The organism is Anaplasma bovis (assembly GCF_036903315.1).
GTDB lineage: Bacteria > Pseudomonadota > Alphaproteobacteria > Rickettsiales > Anaplasmataceae > Anaplasma > Anaplasma bovis.
The window spans coordinates 1-23253 of the sequence record NZ_JAWLNY010000014.1; the positions used below are offsets into that span (position 1 = coordinate 1).

Genomic DNA, 23253 nt, shown 5'->3' on the forward strand with positions numbered 1-23253 from the left:
TAATCAAGGTAGTAAGCATGTTCCCACACATCCATTGTAAGTAGTGGATATTGCCCCTCTGTTAGCAACGGAGAATCGGCATTCGCAGTGCTTACAACAGACAAAGACTTGCTGCTAGTGTTGTAGATGAGCCAAACCCATCCACTTCCGAAGTGAGTTGCGCCACTTGTAGTAAATGCGCTCTTCAATGCTTCTATATTTCCAAAATTGCTTATAACCATCTCAGCAAATTTTCCAGTGGGATCCCCGCCACCATCATGCTTCATAGACTTCCAGTAAAAGTCATGATTCCATATTTGTGATGCATTATTGAATATAGCTCTAGAACTACCGTGTGATTTTTTAACTATTCCCTCAAGACACTCATTGCTCATGCCTTCAAACTCAGTGCCTGACACCAACCCATTTAAAGCGTCAACATAGGCCTTATGATGCCCGTTGTAATGGCGATCTAGTAGCTTAGAAGAAATATAAGGCTCGAGACTATCGTACGGAAGACGAGACAATTCAAACATTACATTACCTAAACGATCAACTACAGTGTGTAATTTTAGCGATATACTGTACTAATACAATAACTAAGCTTAAAAAGTTTAACTATTGTCAATCTCGGTAACGAAAACTACAGTTAGGCAATTGTCCTTGCTCCCCCTTTGTCACTCGCTTCGTAGTGATTAAGTTTCTACTACACAACTAATAGGTGGCTACCAGCACCTCTACTGCCCCAGTGTGAAACACGCTGTTGTTTGTAAGGAGAGCCCTTGAAAAACTTATATTCAAACAAAACTCTTTCTAATACCATTTAAAGGATGTAGCATTGCGGGGGTTTGTGATCGAGAAATTACTGACTTATATCCAAGTGGTTAGCTGGAAGCAACTTCAACAAATTCATAACTAATTTTCGGAACATTATGGCGAAAAACTTTGCTAAGTTACTTAAGCAGCACAGGAAGAGCGTACGTTTCTTTCTAAGAAGGAAAAACGACAGGCTGCTGGAGCTGCTATCTCTTTCCGCTCTGGGATTGTCAGTGGGAATGCTTGTACTGGTACTGTGTAGCATCGTTACTAATGGATATAAGGCCTTAACAGTGACAAAGGTTCTGTTATCGTTTGATGAAAGTCTAGTCCACATGAAGGCCGATGATTCACATATTAGAGAACATTGTGTAACCCACATAAAACATGCCTTAGAGCAGACATTAGGTGACATTGTGGATTTCTCAAATGCCAAAGTGAGCCGGATTGCTTACAGCGTCATCAGTGAGACTGCGCACCATGACCTTGCGCTCTTAATTAAGCAACGCGCGGGCAAGCTTAAGACAAGCCTGTGGCTAAATGTCTCTACTGAGTTTGTGAATAGCCCCCCAGGAACAAATGCAATTTATGATGAAATACTACAAAATCTCAAGAGCAGAAACCTTATAAAAAAGTTTTTTAACCGCGCCATATTTGCAAATTCACATTCAAAAGTGCCTGAAAGTGCGGGCATATTAGGAGCTATTACAGGCTCTCTTCTCACTATCATGGTCTGTTTGTCCATAGCAATTCCTATAGGAGTCATGGCTGGAGTGTGCATGCAAGAGCTTCTTGTACAAAGCAGAATTACGACAGTGATAGAGATAAGCATAAACAATCTGTCTTCCGTACCTTCCATATTGTTCGGTGTTTTGGGATTGATAGTGTATCTGAACATCTTTGGGATGCCCCGCTCCTCTGCACTTGTGGGGGGTATGACGTTATCAATGATGATACTGCCCACCCTCATAAACACCACCAGGCAGGCATTGGCGACAGTTCCTGATTCCGTAAAACATGCTGCTTTTTCTTTGGGCGCATCTGAAATGCAGGTTATAGTGCATCATTCTCTACCCATAGCCTTTCCACACATAGTACAGGGTATCATGATAAGTGTGGCACGGATGATAGGAGAGTCTTCACCGCTTATAATGGTGGGTATGGTTGCGTTTGTAGTTGATATACCAAAGACATTCTTGGATCCAGCGAGCGTGCTGCCCGTGCAGATATACATATGGGCAAATAATTCCAGTGCAGAGTTCACAAAAATCTCTGCTATAGCAATCATAGCACTTTTGATAATACTGCTAATATTAAATATGATAGCTGCGGTGATAAAAAAGAGATCTGATAATTTCTCTTTCTAATGCCAGAAACCAGCAAAGTGCACTCAGCAGGACTCGAACCTGCGACCTCTACCTCCGGAGGGTAGCGCTCTATCCAAACTGAGCTATGAGTGCAGATTAAACCTTTGCAGACCTCAATTCTCTTAGTCTTAAGAAATCATCTTCGGCATGGTACGAAGACCTAGCTAATGGACTCGCTGCTACCATAGTAAACCCCTTTGCATACGCCATGCGTTTGTATTGCTCAAACTCTTCAGGCGTAACATAATTAGATACCTCTATGTTTTCCGCACTAGGCCTTAAGTATTGCCCAACTACGATGAAATCCACGCCAGCACACCTTAGGTCATCCATTACTTGATATACTTCTTCTTTCTGCTCTCCCAGACCAACCATTAACCCAGATTTAGTGAATACGCCAGGTATCTTTTCCTTAATCTGCCTAAGTAGATTAAGAGAGTTAAAGTATTTGGCCCTGGGTCGCACTTTGGCATACAACCTTGGCACGGTTTCCAAGTTGTGATTGTACACATCTGGCGAGGCAGAAGCTATGATGTCCACAGCACCTGGCTTCCCTTGAAAATCGGGAGTTAAAATCTCTATGGTAATGGAGGAATCCCTCTTTCTTATCTCCCTTATACATTTCGCAAAATGGCTAGCACCGCCGTCCGGTAGATCATCCCTATCTACAGATGTGACCACCACATGCTTCAATCCCAATTTACCAATGACGGACGCCACCCTCTGAGGTTCCCCATGGTCGAGGGTCTTTGGTACACCAAGCTTTACATTACAGAACGCACACGCCCTAGTGCAAACTGATCCCATAATCATGATAGTCGCATGACGTTTTCCCCAACACTCACCTATGTTGGGGCATGCAGCCTCCTCACATACCGTATTCAGACCATGCTGCCTAACAAGATCCTTTACTTCTTCATACACCTCCCCTTGAGGCATCTTAACCCTGAGCCACTCAGGCTTTCTCCCAGTCTCCATAAGCACTAATTTCCCACTGAAGGAAGGGTAGTAAAAACCTCACGGCACGTCAACCCAATAACCATCAATAATACGCTATACTACGAACAGCCACATTATAGCCTATTATAAGCGTAACATAATACAGAATTTCCTAGATAGGCCTGAGCTGGGACTGGAATGCCTTTCTCTACGCTGCGGAGCTAAAATATCCCTCTTGTCAAAAGTTTCACGATATTTTCTAAAGCCCCACAGCAGCAATGCATAGCTTATCTAGACATTACCTAGGTTTGCATAACAACTTGATTTTGCTGTACCCTCTCAACAGAAATTACGCTCAATTCTCTCGAAGGAGAATTTCCCAGATAGGTCTGGAGCTGAGACTGCAATGCTTTTCTCTACACTGCAGAGCTCAAAAGTCTTTTGTCTCACAGCGCCTCATGATATTCTCCTAGGCTTCGCACCAGTGATGCACGGCGAAACCAGAACCAGTTTCAATGCGAGGACCCACTATAGCGACATATGGCTTATCTAGACATTACCTGGGTTTGCATAACAACTTGATTTTGCTGTACCCTCTCAACAGAAATTACGCTCAATTCTCTCGAAGGAGAATTTCCCAGATAGGTCTGGAGCTGAGACTGCAATGCTTTTCTCTACGCTGCGGAGCTCAAAAGTCTTTTGTCTCAACAGAGCCTCATGATATTCTCCCGGGCTCCACACCAGTGATGCACGGCGGAACCAGAACCAGTTTCAATGCAAGGACTCACTATAGCTACGTATGGCTTATCTAGATATTCTCAACCATATTGGGCCCGCTTTTCTCTGCGCTGCGGAGCTCAAATATCTCCCCTGTCTCAAAGACTTACAATATTCTCTAAAAAGCCCCACAGCAGCAATGCATAGCTTATCTAGACGTTACCTGGGTTTGCATAACAACTTGATTTTGCTGTACTCTTTCAACAGAAATTGCGCTCAGTTGGCTCGAAGGAGAATTTCCCAAATAGGAAGAGATTTTCTCTACCATGCTGTGGTACGTGCATACAACACTACGCACAAAATACGCACCATAGTCAACGTCTACAAAAGATACCCCCCTAGTTTCTCTGTATTCTGTGCGTTCTACCCTATCTCCATCAATTTTGCACTGTAGATGACTCCTAACGTGCTCAGCAGAAGCCGTTTCCGTGCGCAAGGGATAATAGGAACTTTTCTCCTGAGTATTCCCATCTCTCCTACTGCTACTATTGCTTCTAGTTTCCCGTTCTTGTCTTGGAGCCGTACTTCTAACACCATCTCTTGCGGTAATGTTAACAGTCCAAACCTGACTTCCTATTTGTCTAATATCCTGGATTACGTTTGCCACAACTTTCGTAATGCGGTTTATGACGTTATCAATTAAATTATCAACAGCACGCATCAGCGTTGCCAGCAAAATGTTCTCGAGCTGCAACCCACCGCGTAGCCTTGCATTGCCAACGGTCCGACCTGCAATGAGCATCCTATCAGCTTTGGATATACCGATACCATCTAGTATGCTAAAACTTCTAGTAATGGCACTAATTCCACTATTATTAGACGCAGCTCCTCTATCAAAAACAGCAGGCAAATGTACGCAATAGGATGCCGCCATGGAACCCATTTCTCCTCTTATACCACGATACTCAATATCACCGACATCCATGATTTTGCCCATACCGCGAGATAAGTACATTGCCCTTTCTGAGACTACACCTTGAAACTTGCGGCTTGGCATGTTGATATATCCCTCGGCAAGTGCACACTGCAGCAAGAGTGTGCTCAACTTTGCGCTAGGATTCATGTTATTCATACGTGCAAGATCCATTCTTAGCTGCAATAACGCGTCTAATCGCTCTTGCATTGCTTCTCTTGCCAGGGGGTCTTGTTCTGTCTCCAGGGCTTTTTGTAGATTTTCGATCTGCTCATCGAGTAAATCTATTAGATTCTTCTCCTTGTTACTGCGCGAAAGTCTTTTTAGCATGTTCAGTAGAGCTTCCACCATCAGCTTTTTTCTGCGCTTTTCTGTGGAATATATGGTCTTCACTCTAGCTTCAGAGACATCTCTTTCGATAAATCTTTCACAAAATTCTCTGAATAATCTCAGCAATTTTTCAGTCAGAGTACTATCGGGTTGCGCTTCCTCAATAATTCCAGCAAGTTTCACGTCTTTTTCAACGTCGAATGAGTCTCGCTGCTCTTCGTTCTCTGAGATTTCCTCCTTTTTTACTTCTTTAGACTTTTTCCCGTACTCCTCAAACTCTTTTACTAATTCATTAATAATCTTCTGCGCTTCTGCATCCTCTAGCCGTATTTTCCCCTGTGCTCTAAGGTCACCATCTGATCTATTTCCCTCATCAGAATCTACAATACTTTTGAGCATGGAGGCCTCATGAGCAAGAATAATAAAATTTAAACGATTGTATCACTTAAGGGGTAAAAAATCACTGTATCTGGAAAAAAAACCGAACTAGCAACCTTTTCAAGATATGCAACTAAGGGCACTTATTCATGCGTGAACGCAATGTTCTATGCTATTTTGCGCCTGTAAACTTTATCATAACATCTCCCTGCATCACGCTACTGCCAGCAGAAACCAGTACTTCCTCAACCTTTGCCTCCACTTCTGAGCATATCACATTTTCCATTTTCATGGCTTCTATAACCAGTACAGGCTGTCCAATAGCAACTGTATCCCCCTTTGCTACATACACATCAATCACCATACCTGCAATAGGAGACACGATCTTGTCCTTATCATAAGATGCATCGTCTTCTGATGCTGGCATGAACTGTAGAAATCTACTGACGCTTACACTATGTACGGTACAGAGCGCCTCTACTGCCAAATACTTCAGTATGTACTTACTGGATGCCGTGCGCACTTTTATGCAGTATGTATCGTCACCTATGCCAATATCCAGCATCTTATACTGCCCATGCCACGTTCCAGATAGCACAATGTAATCCTCACCGTTCAACGCAGCAAATATCCTTCCATCTATACATTTTACGCTTAAGTCATACTTGTAATCACCCACACAAGCGCATACTTCCTCGCTACTGATGTGCTTCCCGTAATATCTAGCCTCATTTTCTACGTAGATATACGAAAGCGCGATAGCAAAAATTCTTGCTGTTTCTTCAGTAAGTTCATCGCCTTTGAACCCCTGCTTGTAAAACTGTGGGATGAACCCTGTGTTTATATTTCCAGAAACAAACACCTTGTGGCAAAACACGGATAGAAGAAAATCTATATTGTTCGCAACACCATCAATATAAAAACTAGATAATGCCTTCTTCATGCCTTCTATAGCGTCTAATCTGTTGTTCCCATGAACAGAAACCTTAGCTATCATTGGGTCGTAAAACATGCTAACCACAGACCCCTGCGTAACTCCACTGTCTATCCTCAAATTCTTGTTTGCAGGAGGCTCGAAATAGTGAAATATTCTGCCACTAGATGGTAAAAATCCCTTACTTGGATCTTCTGCATAAATCCTAGCCTCAATAGCAGAGCCAGTAAAACAAACATCCTCTTGAGAGAACGAAAGTTTTTCCCCATTTGCTATGCGTATCATGTGCTCGACTAGATCCAGCCCCGTAACAAGTTCCGTAACTGGATGCTCAACCTGTAATCTTGTGTTCATTTCCAGGAAATAGAACTCTTTGTTCTTATCAACTATGAACTCCATCGTACCAGCAGAGCAATAGTTAACCTTCCTCGCAAGGCTTATACACTGCTCGTACATCGCATTCCTGACCTTATCATCAAGATAAGGACTTGGTGTTTCCTCTATTACCTTCTGATTATTCCTCTGTATTGAGCATTCCCTTTCACCCAGACACACCACGTTGCCATGCTTGTCTGCTATGATCTGTATCTCTATGTGCCTAGGAGACTCAACGTACTTCTCTATGAAAATCCTACAATCACTGAAACTCTTCTCTGACTCGTTAGTAGCGGAAGTAAAGGCCTGCTCCATCTCCTTTTTGGATCGCACAATCCTCATTCCCTTTCCACCACCACCTGCTACTGCTTTTATCATCACAGGGTAGCCTATAGAATTTGCTATGTCGCTGGCCTCAGCCACAGAATGCACAACACCCATGTACCCAGGCACTACGGTAACGCCGCAATCCTTAGCTACTTTCTTCGATATCACCTTATCAGCCATCATGCGCATGGAAGATGGCGCAGGCCCTATAAAATTTATACCATGAGCCATCAATGCATCTGGAAATTCAGGATTTTCCGATAGGAATCCGTATCCCGGATGCACAGCGTCAGCTCCGGTCTCTATGGCTACATTACAAATCTTTTCTATGTTAAGATAGCTCTGGCTTGCAATACTAGGCCCAACATATACAGCTTCATCAACACACGACGTGTGAAGTGCTTCACTATCAGCATCCGAGTACACTCCTACACTTTGTATCCCCATCCTGCGAGCAGTGCGCGCTATCCTACACGCAATCTCCCCCCTATTGGCAACAAGTATTTTCTTTATCATGCAGCTAACATACAAACAGCAAATTCAAAATGTCACCAACTTTCATTAGCGCCCACTTACAACACGGTGATTCTACATTTGTGTACTTGCACTGCAAACAATATTTTTTACCGTAGCATTTCTATATAAAAACACATACCATTTTTCAGGCACAGAAATATGACGACTACAATACCGTAGCAGAACAAATATCGTATGCTATACGCGGTAGTGCTGCCTATAATACGTTGTCTTTTTCCATGTAGGTGGATACACATGACCTGCACACATACCATCTTGGTTGACTCTTCGAATTGTAAGATAAGATTGGATGTGCTATTGGCCAGCACTTTTAGCATACCAAGAACCAAAGCCCAGCACATGATCTCATCAGGTATGGTGATGCTGTTCAACGTTCCAGTATTGAGCAAGAGTCACGGCACCAATCTAGGAGATGTGTACACAGTATCAATGGACAACACATCTCACCAAGAAAACTCAATATTGCCAAACCCAGACATTAAATTGAGTATAATTTACGAGGATAGCGACATAATAGTGATAGACAAACCCCCTAACATCGCCGTACACCCTGGTTTTTGCACAGGCAATTACACAATAGCAAATGCTCTGCTTGCTCACTGCGGAGAGACATTAAATTCTGTAGGTAGCGCTATGAGACCAGGTATCGTACACAGACTTGATAAGGATACAAGCGGTGCCATGGTGGCGGCTAAAACTGAGAATGCCTACTATAAGTTAGTAGAGGAAATAACATCAAAAAAATTTCTGAAGGAATACATAGCTCTTGTATGGGGCATTCCAAAGCCAGAGCATGGATTCGTGAGAAGCAATATACGTGTAAAAAAAAGCGATAAATCCATGATGGAAGTGAGCAAATACTCAGGAAAGCCCTCTATTACCGAATATGAGGTAAAAAAAACGTTTGGAAATATTGCAAGTTTGGTTCTATGCACACTACACACGGGAAGAACTCACCAACTACGCGTTCATATGAGCCACATTGGACATTCGATTATCGGCGATCAGAAATATGGTAAAAATCTCAGAAAAGGCAACAAATGCGCCTCAACTGCCGTTAAACAGCTAAAAAGGCAAGCACTGCACTCATCACTACTCGCATTTCATCACCCACGGACAGGTGAGTACATGACATTCACGTCAGAAATCAGCCCCGATATTCAGGAGGTTATACGGGATTTAGAACAAATAGCATCATGAAATCGCGCTAGAAGCCGGTAGTGTTTAACAAGCACATGTCAGAATCATCTCTCCCTACAATCAGGGAGTCACATAGGGACTTGGAACAAACTGCACAACGAAATTACACCCGCAACCTACGGTATTCAACGGGCATACATCAGAAGTCACCTCCGACATTCAAGAGGTTATACACGACCTAGAAAGAACAGCATCCCAAAGCTTCACCACAGGCTAGTAGTAAAAAGAGCAACTATAGCACGTCACACTGCAAAGACTTGCCTGCACTAATAGCAGCTTTGACCTTTCTCTTTATCTTGCAAGCCATCTCTGTAAGCTTGTTATACAACGTATTCAGCAGATGCATAACTTACTGCACCCGAAACCTGCAGTATTCAACGAGTACCGCAAGAAATCACCTCTAACAAGGAGGCTATACTGGAGCTGAAACAAACAGAATTATGAAATTGCACCAGAGGCCGGCAGTATTTAACAAGCACATGTTACAAGCACATGTTAGAAATCATCCCTACCTACAATAGGGAAGTCACACAGGGACTTGGAACAAACTGCACAACGAAATTACACCCGCAACCTACGGTATTCAACGGGCATACATCAGAAGTCACCTCCGACATTCAAGAGGTTATACACGACCTAGAAAGAACAGCATCCCAAAGCTTCACCACAGGCTAGTAGTAAAAAGAGCAACTATAGCACGTCACACTGCAAAGACTTGCCTGCACTAATGGCAGCTTTGACCTTTCTTTTTATCTTGCAAGCCATCTCTGTAAGCTTGTTAGACGACGTATTGAGCAGATACCTGTCTAGCCCACCCTTATAATTTATGGTCCTGAGAGTGCGGCTTGATATCCGTACTCTGAACTTCCTACCTAAAACATCGCTCGTAAGCGTAATACGGTGCAAATTAACCAGGTAACTCCTTTTAGTCTTGCGATTTGAGTGAGAGACCTTATTCCCGAAAGACTTGGTCATGCCCGTGATATCACAAACCCTACTCACAAAAACCTCCACGCAAAACCCTTCGTCACCATTCTATCAGGATGCCGCAGCTAGTCAACCATAAGGATGCAAAAGTGCGCATTCTTCATGCTAGATAGCACCTATTACATATCGCTTGGCTACCGCATTTAAGACAAAAATCCCCTGAGGCCAAATAGTAACCACTTGTAATGCACCATAACGCAATACTACTACGCAAAATTTATCGGATCCACGTCCACAGCTATCTTCACATGACTAAACTTCTTGTATCTATCACGACATTCGACAATAACATTCCTAACAAGAGAAACGCTCTGCGTTCGTATCAATATCCTGTATCTGTGCATTTTGTTTATAAAGCCTATAGGAGCCAATGCAGGCCCCCAAACTACCATATGGTCAGATAGAGATAATGCCACCTCGTTTGCAGTACTTATAACTTTTTGCTCATCTTTTCCAGATACCACGATAGCAATTAATCTTGCGTATGGTGGCATATTACTTGTCATTCTGGACTTAAGCTCTGCTTCATAAAAATTCTCGCGATCATAAGAGAGCAGAGATTTGACAATATTGTTTTCTGGATCATGAGTTTGCAATAACACTCTGCCCTTTCCTTCAAACCTGCCAGAACGACCTGAAACCTGGTGTAAAAGCTGATATGTTTTCTCACTTGCTCTAAGATCACTATTCCCCAATCCTAAATCAGCATCTATGACGCCTACCAACATGAGTTTTGGAAAGTTATGTCCCTTGGCAATAATCTGCGTACCCACTATTACGTCTACTTCTCCAGATAGAATTTGTCCTATTACGTTATTGAGACACTTAGTGCTGCTGTCACTACTCACTATTCCTATTCTAACACCAGGTATAAGTTTCTCTATACACTCCGCTACCTTCTCAACTCCAACGCCGTACGCAATCATTGCATTCTCGCTTAAACAACTTTCGCACTTTGTGGGAATTGAGCTACTGTGGCCACAATGATGACAAAGAAGTATCCCCAACATCCTGTGCTCTGCCAACCAAGTACTACAGTTAGGACAATTTATTTTATAACCACATTTACTACATAGGACGAGGCGAGCATATCCTCGCCTATTGAGGAATAGCATAGCTTGCTCTCCTTTAGCAATGCTAGCCGATATGCTTTCAAAAAGTTCACGTGAAAGCCATGTATTCACAAGCTTATCCTTCCTCATGTCCACAACTGCAATGTCTGGCATGACGGCTCTACCAAATCTGTTCCGCAAAACTATGTGGTTGTATTTACCCTGTTTGACATTGTAGATAGTCTCCAACGTTGGAGTAGCAGAAGATAGAATCACAGGTATATTTGCCTGCTTTGCAAGTACAACAGCCATATCACGTGCATTGTAGTTGATGCCATGATCCTGTTTGAACGAGGATTCGTGTTCTTCGTCAACAATGATCATCTTTAGGTTTTTGAATGGAAGAAATAGCGCAGATCTTGCTCCTACCACAATCGTGGACGTACCATCCACTACCGCTCGCCAGCTTTCTCTACGTCTCTTTGGCGTCAATTCAGAGTGCCACACTATGGGATTATAGGATGAAAAATAATCATGAACTTTTTTCATCAACTGCGACGCTAGTATTATTTCAGGCAATAGCACCAGTATTTGTGCATCTTCGGCATTCTGTAAAAACCTTCTTATTGCTTCACAGTAGACCTCTGTCTTTCCGGAACCAGTTTCACCGTCTAAAACAATCACGGAAAATCCACTGATTTTTTCCATTATGTAATTACATGCAATGCTCTGATCATGGGATAACTTGACATGTTCAACTTCGCTATCACGCGTATTATCCTCTTCAGTTAGAGTACTTTTTTCCTTAGAAGAGGCTTTTGTAGGAGATAAAAACTTATCCCCTTGCATGCCACAAAAAACCATCTTCAGCACAGCACCAATAGGCACCATGTTATAGTAACTTGTCCACCTGATAAACTTGATAAAGGTGGGCTGCATGGCGGGAATTGGAAGTTTGCAACTTATACACTTAAGATCTACATCACACTCGATGTCTTCTTTTAATCCAACTACCAACCCTATTATAGAAGCGCGCCTGTTCCCAAAAGGAACCCTTACGTAGTCACCCTCTACTAGCTGCAGATCATCAGGCACTGCATAATAGAATGACTTATCTAACGGAACAGGCAATACCACTTCTGCTATCATCACAACTATCTATAACTTGATGCGCACAACAGCGTACTGCCCCAGCATGTAATGCTGACTACACAAGTCAAGCATTCAAAGCTGCCAACATACGGGTTCCTACGACAAAACATGTAACAGAGAATAGTAGACAAATTATTCTCCACAACTAAGATAGAAAATCCCGGATTACTTGTTCTGCCACCCTAATCGATATATCGACCTCATCATTCTTCCCAGTTTTTTCATCCATCCCCATCAATAAATACTCTGGATGCATCTGCAGTAACATATTTCCCCTGCTATCCTCTAGTCCCTCTATCATTCCATCTGAGGAAACAGCTGACACCTTGTATCCTAAACGACGAAGCTTAGCAATATTCTCAGCACTGGCATACACAGCCTCCCTGTGCGCATCTGGCAGATAGCAGAACATACCTCCATCACCGCGAGCTTTGCTAATCATAGCACCTAGCTTGCTGCCTTCTATAGCTTCAATCCTGGAGAGAGGCGCGTTCTTGGACCTAGGATCAGGCATAGAAGAAATATGCACTTCCGCACTCTTGCGAGACCCAAGCATGTCTTTTAATTTCCTTATTTCCACTTTCTGCGCGTGGAGAACACCTTGCAGCCCACCACAGATGGCTAATAACTTCAGATCTTTCTTGGATGATTTTTCCCCCATAATTTTTACAACAGCGTCTGTCACTAGCTGTCTGTTAGGAACAGGAGGAAGTGGCTGAGAAACGATGTTGTAGTAGTTACCAGGAATAAATATCCTATCTATCTCATTTTTCGATAAAATTTTCAGCAAACTGCGTTCTATGAAAATTGGCTTGTTGCTCCCCTGAAGTGCCTCTACTATCTCGTTGTAGTCTATTAGGACCACTTTCTCGGCCCCAAACTTTAATAATAATGCCTCAATGTTGCGAGCAGTATTGTATTCACCTTCGTATGTAGAATGTCTGGTAGAGAGCAATCCAACTACTGGCCCCTTTCCGTATGCATCAGCGACATGATAGAAACCCGTAACGCTGACCATGAAGCAGAATAAGACGACTATGCCCTTAGACCACAAAACTCTAGAGTACATGTTCACCGTGCTACCATCAAGTATCAATCATAGCTATATTATGCGCATAGCTCTGTATCAAAAAGCATAAATATAGAATTTTTCCAGCAGTGAACAGATGATATTCTATTGCACAAATTGCTATAGCGACCTTTTATCTACTAGCAGTTGAAATAGCGCCTCTTCTGATGGAAATTTAGATGCATATATGCCCTTCCAAGGATACTTTCCCAGAGTCTCAATATAGTCGCTACCAAGAGTATATGCACATGTCATATAGAAGCAATCATTGTATTTCGTAGCCAAATCCACAAAAGTCCTCGCGGCACCTTTGGAGTAGAATACGATGCCTGATATCTTTCCTGTTACCAGCAGCTCACAAAATTCTGTACTCAGCGCTGAGCTGGCCATCGTTCGATAGACTATCAATTCCTCCACTTCTACACCAGCATTCCTCACTGTGCTTGCCAAATCATGTGCAATATCCACACCCCTAGCGTAGAGAACCTTGGCATTTTTTGCGTACAAACTAATATGATTCGAAAGATCCGTAGCCACCCCAGCAACTGAGGTAACATCCCTAAAGCCAAGACTTTCAGCGTATGCCTTAGTGGCATCTCCTACCGTAACAATACTTATGCTGCGTACATCTGTTAGCGACGATAGTGCATCTATTCCGTATCTACTGGTAATAGCAATAACGTCATATTTATCTAGAGAAACAGTACCAAAATCCAGATATTCCACCTCGAACATGGGCTCAATAAAGACGTCAAACCCTAATTCAATCAGCTTATCTCTTGTCCTGATAGAATCTCCCATGGCCCGGGTTACAACTAACACTTTTACATGCAAAATTACAGAAACATGATTAGAAGTAATACACAGACGATTCATGCGCAAGTAACATCAGCAAGCCTACTAAAATTTTAAGCTCCTACCTAGATGTCCTCGCATGCTGCATAGAGCCATTTTCTTACTTCACCACTGACACGCGGCCCTAGCGCATCACGGACAAGCCCATGGTAGCCATTAATATACTCCACTTCCACTGCATCAAGCGCGGTAATGTCCATTAGTCGTTTGTCCATTGGAACACAGGTCAGCTGTTTGAACCTTAAAAATTCATCTCCACATTCCTCCGCATACATAAGATTTTCTATCCTTATGCCGTACTCGCCCTCCTTATAATAACCTGGCTCATTGGAAAATATCATGCCTGGTAATATAGCCACATTATTGCCAGCAGAGATAGCCTGTGGCCCTTCATGCACGGAAAGAAAGCTACCAACGCCGTGTCCAGTGGAATGACCATACTGTAAGTGCATCCTCCACAAATGCTGCCTAGCTAAAGTATCTAGAGCCGAACCACGGGTGCCACGAGGAAATACCGCTCTCGCAAGCGCTATGTGCCCCTTCAACACAGCTGTATAATTTCTAATTTGCTCATCCGTAGGCGCACCAATGGCTATAGTTCTAGTAACATCTGTCGTCCCATCTAGGTACTGCCCTCCAGAATCTATCAGGTATATGCCTCCCTTTTTTAGAACGGTGTTCGTGGAATCGGTAGCTCTATAGTGAACAATGGCGGCATTTTCACCAAACGCAGAAATACTACCAAAACTCTCTCCCATGAATAGCTCTTGCTGTTTTCTAAACTCAAGGAGGGCAATTTCTGCATCAATTTCTGTCACTACCTCTTCATTTGCGATCTTGCTTTCCAGCCAATGCAAAAAATTTACCAGCGCTACCCCATCTCTTATGTGTGCACTCTCCGCTCCCTTTATTTCTGTAATGTTCTTCACAGATTTTGGAATGGTGCATAAATCACTCTCCATAACTACAGATATCCTGTCGTTAATGGCGAAAAATATAGACATAGGAACCGTTGCGGCATCTACGGCTATATTGTCTATTGCAGCTAAAGTACTTGGAAGAGCAGCGGAATTTAGGACTTTAATATCCTTATCGCAAATTGATACCTGCTCTACATCATCTACAAAAAGATCCACCGCACCATCTTTATATAGGATAGCACGCGATAAAACTGATGGATTATGCAAAAAATTTAGATTGCGTATATTCAATAACCAGGATATCGCATCTACATCAGTCATAAGCACTGCATCAGCGCCAGAAATTTTCTTCACCACTTCCTGCCGCTTCTCTTGGTTTGATACCCCAGCAAACTCTACAGGGTGACTCACTATACGCTGTACAATACTAATTTCTCTTTTCCAAAGCATATCCAGCGCGATGCCCGTAAGCATCTTTAGTCGCAGGCCGTCGTATGGTCTTATTTGCTTTAGCGTAAACAATTCGCCATCATAACCGACTATAGCATCTTTCGCCGTGTTATTTTTTATCCACTCAACAGGAGAAACTTTGCACATGTCGTAGATTTGATAGTATTCCTGATTCACTTCTACAGCAGACTGTACAATGTACCTGCTGTCCGTGAAAAACTTACCCTTTTCTCCAGGACATACAACGATAAACGCATTTGATCCACTAAACCCGCACAACCACTCTATTCTTCGTTTGCTAGCATGTATATCCTGCGACTGATATTCGTCAGTGTGCTGCAGTAGAAATACGTCTACGCCCCATTCTTTCATGAGATCCCACAGCATAACCAGTTTTGAATCCACGATTACTCCTAAATAATCTCCAGAGCTTTGAAAACAATCAGTATGAGCTAACTTTGCCGTAGTTTCTATGAATATTAGTCTTGATATAGTACAAGTTCGTTCTTACTCATGACAAATTGAAAATTTTTCAGAAAACTCATCCCTAGTAGGGAAGTTTCTAGTTTTGTGTTGCTTATACTTGCGCCGACATTTCTCGCAACGAGATTCCCTACTCTTATTTCAGGTATCTGCAGATAAGAAGCCTCTATAGATCCATTTGCGGTATGATAAGTTTTGGATTGCTTTACAGGACGCACGTGAGCACCTATCCTTTTCGCATCTTTCGCCGACAGAACTACATCAGTTGCGCCAGTGTCAACTAAAAATCTTATATTTTCACCGTTGATTGTTGCAAGTACATAAAAGTGTCCGTCATCAGACTTGCGAAAAGATGCACCAACACCGTGTTGGGCATTAGATGAAACGCTTACTGCAGTAGCCCCAATATCGCGCGATATCCTGTGTTTTGCGTCATACACAAATGTCACAGTTAGAATTATTCCCAGCCAAAAAACTACACATTTAATAGATCCCATTTTCAAAGTACCTCCTGAAGCGCCTTTATACTAAACAACACAACCTATCAATGCATAGGACTTAACATCATCGTAAAGAAGCTCCAGTGTCCAAATATGTGGCCACTGTGCTGCAATAGACATCTGTGCGTACTGAATGTCTTCTCAAATTTCTACCAAATTTCGGTACAGAATTCCATAAAACATAATATATTAATTATCTTGGACGGAATACAGACCATTACCCAGCACATAGCACTCACATGTGCTGCACGTAGTTTGAGAAAGTGTATATATTGTACAGATAGTAGATTAACTACTAATTAGTGCTTTCACAAAACACCCCACTGTAGCGGAAAACACAACTCTAATATTGGAATTTTTTATTAAAAACGCACACTTAGACGACGTTAAGATAAAACTTCCCCCCGCAAGACTTTTCCCATTCCGACCTAAAAGCGTGAAAATGCGCCTTATCGCTGCTTTCCAGATATGTGAGCAACTCTCTGATACACCCATTGTAGGACCTGCTAGTGAGCCTATCTTGATGATGCATGAGCCTTAAGTAAATCAAATAGGTATTCAGGACATCAGTTTCACAATAATCTCGTATTTCTTGCAGTCGCCCAGAATCGTATAACTCCATAACGTCCGAACCGTCTGTACCAAATTTCCCCGGAAACCCGAGCACGGAACACACTTCGTGCATCTTTATTCTCGCCGACGTGCCAAAATCTGACAAACACTCAAGTAAATCACAATGCCAGTCCGTACTATACCTCTGAAAATAGTTATTCCACTTATCCCCCGCTTTATACATGTATCCTGCCTGCACACCATGCAGCATGGCTCTATATTTCAGCACTGGAAAATCAAAGGTTCTTCCATTAAATGATACAATCCTAGGCTTGAGAGAAGAGACATAATTGAAAAAGCCCCTTACAAGCTCCTGTTCCGAGGAATCTAATGTCCCACCAGAACGTACCTCCTGCATAGTGAAGCATTCGTATCCCCCTTGCCTTACTATCCCGGCTCTTAGAAAACCGATGGCAACTACCTTGTGAAATGGCTGTCTCAAAAATGAATTCTGACCACTTGTTACTTCCAAGTGATAATTGGTCATCATCTCTCTCTTGCTGAGAGTATCAAAATCATCAGGATTATCGAGATCCATCAAGTTCCCGCAGCTGTCGGTGTCAGGAATAGTCTCTATATCAAACACAAGCAAAGATTCTAGCACACCATCCCTCAGAAAAATTTATGCATGTAGCCACACGAGCCCAAAAGTCCTCGACCCTATAAGCCTACTATACACTCGTGCAGACTGTCTTGCCAAAACTTACGTACTTTGACAAATAAATAAAGATGTACTTCCTTATTGAGTATGTTCTTTAGCTCCTCCCTAGATGCGGTACACACCTCTTTTATCACAGATGCGTCCTTACCCACGACAATGGTCTTCTGGCTACTTTTCGTTACGTACACTACCTGCTTAATAATGATGCTTTTCTTCCTTTCCTCAATTTGCTCAGTAACCACTGACAGAGAGTAAGGAAGCTCTTGTCTCAAAGCGAAAAATAACTTTTCCCTCGTAATTTCCGCAGTAAAAAATTCCAGCGTAGCATCCGTGCGTTGATTGTCAGGATATAACCAGGGCCCGTGAGGCGCTATTTCTTTAAGAAAGTTCACTAAATGCCCTATCCCATGGCCGCTTAACGATGAAATAGCAAAAACTTTCTCAAAATCATGTATGCCCCTTATATCGGCAAGGGCATCTTCTATCTGCTTCTCGTCTAGGAGGTCCACCTTATTTAACACCGCTACAGCAGGGATTCCTGAACTTTTTATTCTCTTCACTATATTCACTGTATTGGGAGATAGGTGATCTCCCAAATTTAACACCAAAATTGCGGCATCTACGCCCTTCATCGACATCCAAGCATTTTTCACAATGAATTTCTCTAATTTTGTTTTCGGCGCGAAAACTCCCGGAGTATCCGTAAATACAAGCTGCACATTGTCGGTATTAAGTACAGCATTCATCCTGAACCTAGTCGTGTGAACCTTGTACGTGACTATAGAAGCCTTAAACCCAACAATCCTGTTTATAAGCGTAGACTTGCCAGCATTAGTCATGCCCATGACAGCAATCATTGAGCACTTCAGCTCCTTGCTCTCGTTTTCCATAAAAACCTACTTTCACACTACATCAAGCAGCCGTATGTCACGCATACAAACAATAGACACGCACAAGAAGTGGCCACTTTTCACTCGCCCCTGTCGCTATTTTAGGAGATCCATGATATCTGAATCCTTGACCGCATCCATCTTCATCTTGCTGAATTTCCCGATCATGGAATTCATTTGATTGTACTGTTTCAGTAACGCATTAACAACATCTATCTTCACCCCTGCCCCCTTCGCTATCCTAAGTTTGCGGGCACCGTTCAGTATTTCTGGGTTTGACCTCTCCTGTTTCGTCATGGAATTTATCACTGCAATGTACTTATCCACCTTACTATCGTCAGTCATGCTGGACATTTTGCGCCTCATATCACCTCCGAACGAAGGAATGAATTTCATGATACTTGCTATTCCACCCATTTTATTAAGGGCTTTCAACTGTATGACAAGGTCATCGAGGTCAAACTTTCCCTTTTTTGCCTTTGCTTGCAAGTCTTCCATTTTCTCCTTGCCCACAGCCTCTACAGCCTTTTCTACAAGAGACGCAACGTCACCCATATTCAATATTCTTCTAGCTATCCTATCAGGATAGAAATCGTCCAAATCATCAGGCTTTTCACCTGTAGACATAAATTTTATCGGACATCCGGACACCATCCTCATCGATAGAATTGCGCCTCCCCTAGAATCTCCATCCACCCGAGTGAAACTCGTACCAGTTATGCCCAGCTTATCATTGAATACGCGCACAACATTCACTGCATCCTGTCCCATCATGGAATCCACAACCAAAATGGTTTCTCTAGGTGATACCTTATTCTTCACGAGTTGAAGTTCTTCTATCATCTCTTCGTCGATGTGAAGCCTACCAGCGGTATCCAGTACCAAGACATCATATCCGCCTTCTTTGGCGTGATGTAGAGCACGTTCAGCAATGTCTAAAGGCTTTTCCTTCTCAACTATGGGCAAGCTATCTACGCCCACATTTTCTGATAAGATTCTCAGCTGATCTTGAGCAGCTGGTCTATAAATATCAAGAGACGCCACTAGAACTTTCTTTGAACCTTTTTTCAACTTTAGAGCAATCTTCGCAGTATTGGTAGTCTTACCTACCCCCTGTAGTCCCACCATCATGATCACAGCTGGGGGTTTGCCGCCTAAATCAAGCTCGCTTTTTTCAGCCCCCAATATCTCTACAATGCACTCCTCAATACGTTTTATCACCATCTGCTCAGGCAGAACTCCCTTTACGACGTCCCCGCCTATGATCTTGCCTTTTACACTGTTGACGAAGTCATCAACAATTCGGAAATTTACATCGGCATCTAAGAGGGCTTGTGCCACATCTTCCATTACCAAATCGAAATCTTTATCAGATATTTCCCGCTTACCACGTATCTTCTGAAACGCAGACGAAAACCCCTTAGTCAAAGAACTAAACATAGATCCATACCATAAACACAATCAAAATAAACAACATGCTCCACAATATCGTACTACTTGCGGTATATATCGGCCCTGACCCATGATTTAGAGACACATACCCTGTACATATACTAATAATTACCTCTGAAGATTCATCTTTAGATGAGAAATCTTTTTTTGCACTTCCAAAATACCCACAAAGCCGCTCAAATAGACGAACAACCCCCTCGTAGATGCGGGTTTCTAGCAGAGAAAAATCCCACCTTTCCGTAAATTTATTTATAAAACACACAAAACAGGTAACATAAGCAACAACACTCATAGTTTTGTAAATGAAGTCGCTTATCGAGTAAGTAAGACTATATCCAGGGAAAATAACACCCCATACACGCGGCAGACCGAGTAATAACAAGACAGTTGCCAGTGCGATAGTAGAAACTCCCTTGAACCCCCTTACAGAATCTTTTTCGTGCACATAACACTTGATCCAACCCCAATATAATTTCACACCTGTAGCCATAAATAGCAGCAATCCTAGCGTTGTATACACCTTTCTGAAAATCGCATAGTTAAGACTATCTGTGTCGATATGAAGTAAGGCCGACTTGACGATGTAACTCGCAGTTCCCGGAAAAGCACACAGATTTAACAGAGCTACCATGCAGCACGCAGTGCCTACCCACAGTTCCCCCCTGCTTAGCCTTCTAGCATCGCACGCCACAGAGTCTACTACCATAAAAAGCAGAGTTTGATACATCACAGACACTGCCATCTGCGTAACCAAGAGATTAGCAGGCAGAACATCTCTTCCGCAACCAGCAGCAATCAATAGCAATCCAACATTGCCCACTACCCCATAAGACATAATGAGCCTGACCTCCTTTGCTAAAATAGCAAAAATCGTTCCATATAACACAGTTGCAATTCCAACGTACTGAATTAGAGATTCCCCTTCAGTCACCATCATCAGCAATACATAAATTGCAATCTTTGTCGTGAATGTAGAAAGAATTATGATGCCTGATCTGGAAGCCTTAGGATACGTATAAGGAACCCATGAAGACAGTGGAAATGCAGCTGCGTTAATCATCAGTCCAGTAATAAATAGGATCCTAGGAACTCCTTCCATGAATCCTGAGTGCGTAAATTGGCACGCTCCCACTATGAGTAATGCACCGGACAAAAAATGTGCACAAGCATATGCAATAAATGCCTTATAACCTGAATCACTGCCACCCAAAGCTATAAGGAACATCGCTGCAAGAGCCATGATGTCGAATCCTATGGCAACATATACCGGATCTGTAGAAAAAAAGAGTACGGATAAGCTGCTCAATACGTACAAGAGGCCACAAGCCTTCTCTCTCAAGCTACTAGGTATTTTACACCATACTAAACATACAGATAAAATGAAGGATAAGACGAGAAACAACGTAGGATTAGAAAACCCACCAAAGAATGCGGCACCCTGTTGGACCAATAACCCAAACTTCACGGAAAAACTCGCAACAAATCCCCTAAGGGTTAGTTATATCCTCAGAGATACCGATAAATCAAGATAATAGGAACTACACCTACACCCGAATTTGGTTTTCTTCCTACCTAAACAGCTGATAAGCCCTGTCTCGGAATGCGTTTATTATGTTTCCCTTAACTAAGCCAGAAACCATGTCGAATACGAACTGCAGAGCCTTGTTTTTGAAAGAAAACCTAATGGAAAATTTTACCAAAACTTTGTCACCCACAGGCAAAAACTGCCACTTGCTTCGTAGAAACTCGAATACACCATTTGCGGACTCAACATGTATCCACCCAGGTTCGCAATACGTGGGCGAAGAGAACGAAACATTAGAGGTGTATTGACCCTCCAAAAACATAAACTTGGCAACAAGGTCGACGAGCATTCTCCCCTCTTCCCTTTCTCGTATGCGCACACTCTCACACCACGGCAGAAACTCCGGGTATTTCTCGACATCGAGAACTATGGAAAAGAGCTCCTCAGCAGAAAAAGCAAGTGTCTCTTCTTCGTCAAACCCATTCTCGGTATGGACCATGCTAAACACAAGAACAACACAAGCTGGGGATCCGCCTTTGCCGTAACGCCTTATCCAGTATCCTGAGACTAAAGCTAAGGTGGGCGCCATATAATGGACACACGTGACCATCAGAGACAGCTCCCTAAGGAAACAAAACGGGCTCGAGGAACTTCTAACCTACACGAGCAACGCAGACCCCCCTGATTGTACAGAGAACATCAATCAGAAAGCAACATCTAATTGCTTTCTCCGCCTTTTTCGTCCTTGTTTATCTCCTGATACTCCGAATCAACAACCCTTTCTTCAGGTTCGGCACTGCCTGTAGCTCCTGTTTGGCCGCTTCCATCCTCGGTTTTACCTGCAGAATACGCCGCCTCTCCTATTTTCATGGAGGCACTCATTAGAGCATCATACTTTTGCTGCACCACGCTTATGTCTCCCCCATCCGAACTCAAGCACTCCCTGAGATCCTTAATGGCAGTCTCTACTTCAGATTTAATGGAATCTGATACCTTGTCAGCACAATCTTTCAGAGATTTTTCAGCAGAGTGTATCAAATTATCAGAGCTATTCTTCAGTTCAACGTACTTTCTGCGCTTTTCATCCTCTTCAGCTCTTTCTTCCGCATCCTTCACCATCTTTTTGATCTCATCGTCGCTCAACCCGCCAGAAGATTGTATTTTCACGGTTTGCTCCCTACCAGAAGCCTTATCCTTAGCGGAAACGTGAACTATACCGTTAGCATCTATGTCAAAAGTCACTTCTATCTGCGGAACACCCCTAGGAGCAGATGGAATTCCCTCGAGACTGAACTGCCCAAGTAATTTATTGTCGGCAGCCATCTTTCTTTCCCCCTGGAATACGCGTATGGTTACTGCAGTTTGGCCGTCCTCAGCGGTAGAAAACACCTGAGATTTCTTAGTAGGAATGGTAGTGTTCCTTTCAATTAAAGGAGTAAATATACCTCCCAGTGTTTCTATTCCTAGAGACAGAGGTGCCACGTCGAGAAGCAATATGTCTCTAACATCACCAGTAAGTATTCCACCCTGTATAGGCGCTCCCACAGCTACAACTTCATCAGGGTTTACTCCTTTGCATGGCTCCTTTCCGAAAAATTCTTTAACTCTCTGTATTACCTTCGGTACTCTGGTCATTCCACCAACAAGAACGACTTCATCTATCTTGCTCATGTCCTTTATACCAGCGTCGCTCAAAGCCTTCTTACATGGCTCTATAGTCCTTTCTATCAGGTCATCAACTAAACTCTCAAATTTAGCCCTTGTAAGCTTCAG

18 protein-coding genes, 1 tRNA gene and 1 other RNA gene are annotated in these 23253 nt (G+C 42.8%); 2 read left to right on the forward strand and 18 right to left on the reverse strand.

Annotation, left to right across the window (positions count from 1 at the left end):
• On the reverse strand, positions 1-515 hold a 515-nt coding region (locus tag R4I06_RS02040), incomplete at its 3' end, for a superoxide dismutase (protein WP_334413849.1).
• A gap of 396 nt (positions 516-911) precedes the next feature.
• On the opposite strand from R4I06_RS02040, the gene R4I06_RS02045 reads away from it, so the two are divergent.
• Complete coding sequence (locus R4I06_RS02045) at positions 912-2162, forward strand: PstA family ABC transporter permease (RefSeq protein WP_334413850.1); 1251 nt, start codon at positions 912-914, stop codon at positions 2160-2162.
• A gap of 18 nt (positions 2163-2180) precedes the next feature.
• Here the strand turns inward: R4I06_RS02045 and R4I06_RS02050 are convergent.
• The 4 genes from R4I06_RS02050 to R4I06_RS02065 all read right to left on the reverse strand — a co-directional run bounded on the left by R4I06_RS02050 (position 2181) and on the right by R4I06_RS02065 (position 7651).
• Positions 2181-2255, reverse strand: a tRNA-Arg gene (locus tag R4I06_RS02050).
• A 3-nt stretch (positions 2256-2258) separates the two neighbouring features.
• The gene (lipA, locus tag R4I06_RS02055) at positions 2259-3140 is read right to left on the reverse strand and encodes a lipoyl synthase (protein WP_334413851.1); all 882 of its coding nucleotides are present in this window, start codon (positions 3138-3140) and stop codon (positions 2259-2261) included.
• An 886-nt stretch (positions 3141-4026) separates the two neighbouring features.
• Positions 4027-5520, reverse strand: a complete 1494-nt coding sequence (locus R4I06_RS02060) for a hypothetical protein (protein WP_334413852.1) — start codon at positions 5518-5520, stop codon at positions 4027-4029.
• Positions 5521-5671: 151 nt separating this feature from the next.
• Positions 5672-7651 carry an acetyl/propionyl/methylcrotonyl-CoA carboxylase subunit alpha gene (locus R4I06_RS02065; RefSeq protein ID WP_334413853.1) on the reverse strand — a complete coding sequence of 660 codons (1980 nt, stop codon included), beginning with the start codon at positions 7649-7651 and terminating at the stop codon, positions 5672-5674.
• A 255-nt stretch (positions 7652-7906) separates the two neighbouring features.
• On the opposite strand from R4I06_RS02065, the gene R4I06_RS02070 reads away from it, so the two are divergent.
• Positions 7907-8872: an RluA family pseudouridine synthase gene (locus R4I06_RS02070; RefSeq protein ID WP_334413854.1), complete on the forward strand. Its 966-nt coding sequence runs from the start codon at positions 7907-7909 to the stop codon at positions 8870-8872.
• A 690-nt stretch (positions 8873-9562) separates the two neighbouring features.
• On the opposite strand, the gene rpmB is transcribed toward R4I06_RS02070, so the two are convergent.
• The 13 genes from rpmB to R4I06_RS02135 form a co-directional block, all read right to left on the reverse strand.
• A complete protein-coding gene (gene rpmB / locus R4I06_RS02075; RefSeq protein WP_334413856.1) occupies positions 9563-9874 on the reverse strand; it encodes a 50S ribosomal protein L28 in 312 nt (103 codons plus the stop codon).
• A 191-nt stretch (positions 9875-10065) separates the two neighbouring features.
• Complete coding sequence (priA, locus tag R4I06_RS02080) at positions 10066-12060, reverse strand: replication restart helicase PriA (RefSeq protein WP_334413868.1); 1995 nt, start codon at positions 12058-12060, stop codon at positions 10066-10068.
• Positions 12061-12208: 148 nt separating this feature from the next.
• Entirely contained in the window at positions 12209-13132 is a 924-nt protein-coding gene (locus R4I06_RS02085) for a gamma-glutamyl-gamma-aminobutyrate hydrolase family protein (protein WP_334413869.1), read from the reverse strand.
• Positions 13133-13252: 120 nt separating this feature from the next.
• Positions 13253-13954, reverse strand: coding sequence for a uroporphyrinogen-III synthase (locus tag R4I06_RS02090; RefSeq protein WP_334413857.1), 702 nt, complete (start codon positions 13952-13954; stop codon positions 13253-13255).
• A 98-nt stretch (positions 13955-14052) separates the two neighbouring features.
• Positions 14053-15762: an aminopeptidase P family protein gene (locus R4I06_RS02095; RefSeq protein WP_334413858.1), complete on the reverse strand. Its 1710-nt coding sequence runs from the start codon at positions 15760-15762 to the stop codon at positions 14053-14055.
• A 74-nt stretch (positions 15763-15836) separates the two neighbouring features.
• Positions 15837-16337, reverse strand: coding sequence for a retropepsin-like aspartic protease family protein (locus R4I06_RS02100; RefSeq protein WP_334413859.1), 501 nt, complete (start codon positions 16335-16337; stop codon positions 15837-15839).
• A gap of 379 nt (positions 16338-16716) precedes the next feature.
• Positions 16717-17556: a 3'-5' exonuclease gene (locus R4I06_RS02105; protein WP_334413860.1), complete on the reverse strand. Its 840-nt coding sequence runs from the start codon at positions 17554-17556 to the stop codon at positions 16717-16719.
• Between the two features lie 56 nt (positions 17557-17612).
• Positions 17613-18503, reverse strand: coding sequence for a GTPase Era (era, locus tag R4I06_RS02110; protein WP_334413861.1), 891 nt, complete (start codon positions 18501-18503; stop codon positions 17613-17615).
• 96 nt (positions 18504-18599) lie between these two features.
• On the reverse strand, positions 18600-19943 hold the full coding sequence (gene ffh / locus R4I06_RS02115; protein ID WP_334413863.1) for a signal recognition particle protein: 1344 nt from the start codon (positions 19941-19943) through the stop codon (positions 18600-18602).
• The gene (locus R4I06_RS02120) at positions 19936-21420 is read right to left on the reverse strand and encodes a proton-conducting transporter transmembrane domain-containing protein (protein ID WP_334413865.1); all 1485 of its coding nucleotides are present in this window, start codon (positions 21418-21420) and stop codon (positions 19936-19938) included. The genes ffh and R4I06_RS02120 overlap by 8 nt, the downstream gene beginning before the upstream one ends.
• A 103-nt stretch (positions 21421-21523) precedes the next feature.
• On the reverse strand, positions 21524-21979 hold the full coding sequence (locus R4I06_RS02125; RefSeq protein ID WP_334413870.1) for a type II toxin-antitoxin system RatA family toxin: 456 nt from the start codon (positions 21977-21979) through the stop codon (positions 21524-21526).
• A 24-nt stretch (positions 21980-22003) separates the two neighbouring features.
• Positions 22004-22161: non-coding RNA, 6S RNA (gene ssrS / locus R4I06_RS02130), on the reverse strand.
• A 36-nt stretch (positions 22162-22197) separates the two neighbouring features.
• Positions 22198-23253: Hsp70 family protein (locus tag R4I06_RS02135; protein WP_334413867.1), on the reverse strand; the 1056-nt coding region annotated here is incomplete at its 5' end.

What these genes read in the sequence shown, in the direction of transcription:
- R4I06_RS02045 (WP_334413850.1), top strand. Translation starts at nt 912, where the DNA reads ATGGCGAAAAACTTTGCTAAGTTACTTAAGCAGCACAGGAAGAGCGTA.
- lipA (WP_334413851.1), bottom strand. Translation starts at nt 3,140, where the DNA reads ATGGAGACTGGGAGAAAGCCTGAGTGGCTCAGGGTTAAGATGCCTCAA.
- R4I06_RS02060 (WP_334413852.1), bottom strand. Translation starts at nt 5,520, where the DNA reads ATGCTCAAAAGTATTGTAGATTCTGATGAGGGAAATAGATCAGATGGT.
- R4I06_RS02065 (WP_334413853.1), bottom strand. Translation starts at nt 7,651, where the DNA reads ATGATAAAGAAAATACTTGTTGCCAATAGGGGGGAGATTGCGTGTAGG.
- R4I06_RS02070 (WP_334413854.1), top strand. Translation starts at nt 7,907, where the DNA reads ATGACCTGCACACATACCATCTTGGTTGACTCTTCGAATTGTAAGATA.
- priA (WP_334413868.1), bottom strand. Translation starts at nt 12,060, where the DNA reads ATGATAGCAGAAGTGGTATTGCCTGTTCCGTTAGATAAGTCATTCTAT.
- R4I06_RS02085 (WP_334413869.1), bottom strand. Translation starts at nt 13,132, where the DNA reads ATGTACTCTAGAGTTTTGTGGTCTAAGGGCATAGTCGTCTTATTCTGC.
- R4I06_RS02100 (WP_334413859.1), bottom strand. Translation starts at nt 16,337, where the DNA reads ATGGGATCTATTAAATGTGTAGTTTTTTGGCTGGGAATAATTCTAACT.
- era (WP_334413861.1), bottom strand. Translation starts at nt 18,503, where the DNA reads ATGGAAAACGAGAGCAAGGAGCTGAAGTGCTCAATGATTGCTGTCATG.
- ffh (WP_334413863.1), bottom strand. Translation starts at nt 19,943, where the DNA reads ATGTTTAGTTCTTTGACTAAGGGGTTTTCGTCTGCGTTTCAGAAGATA.
- R4I06_RS02125 (WP_334413870.1), bottom strand. Translation starts at nt 21,979, where the DNA reads ATGGTCCATACCGAGAATGGGTTTGACGAAGAAGAGACACTTGCTTTT.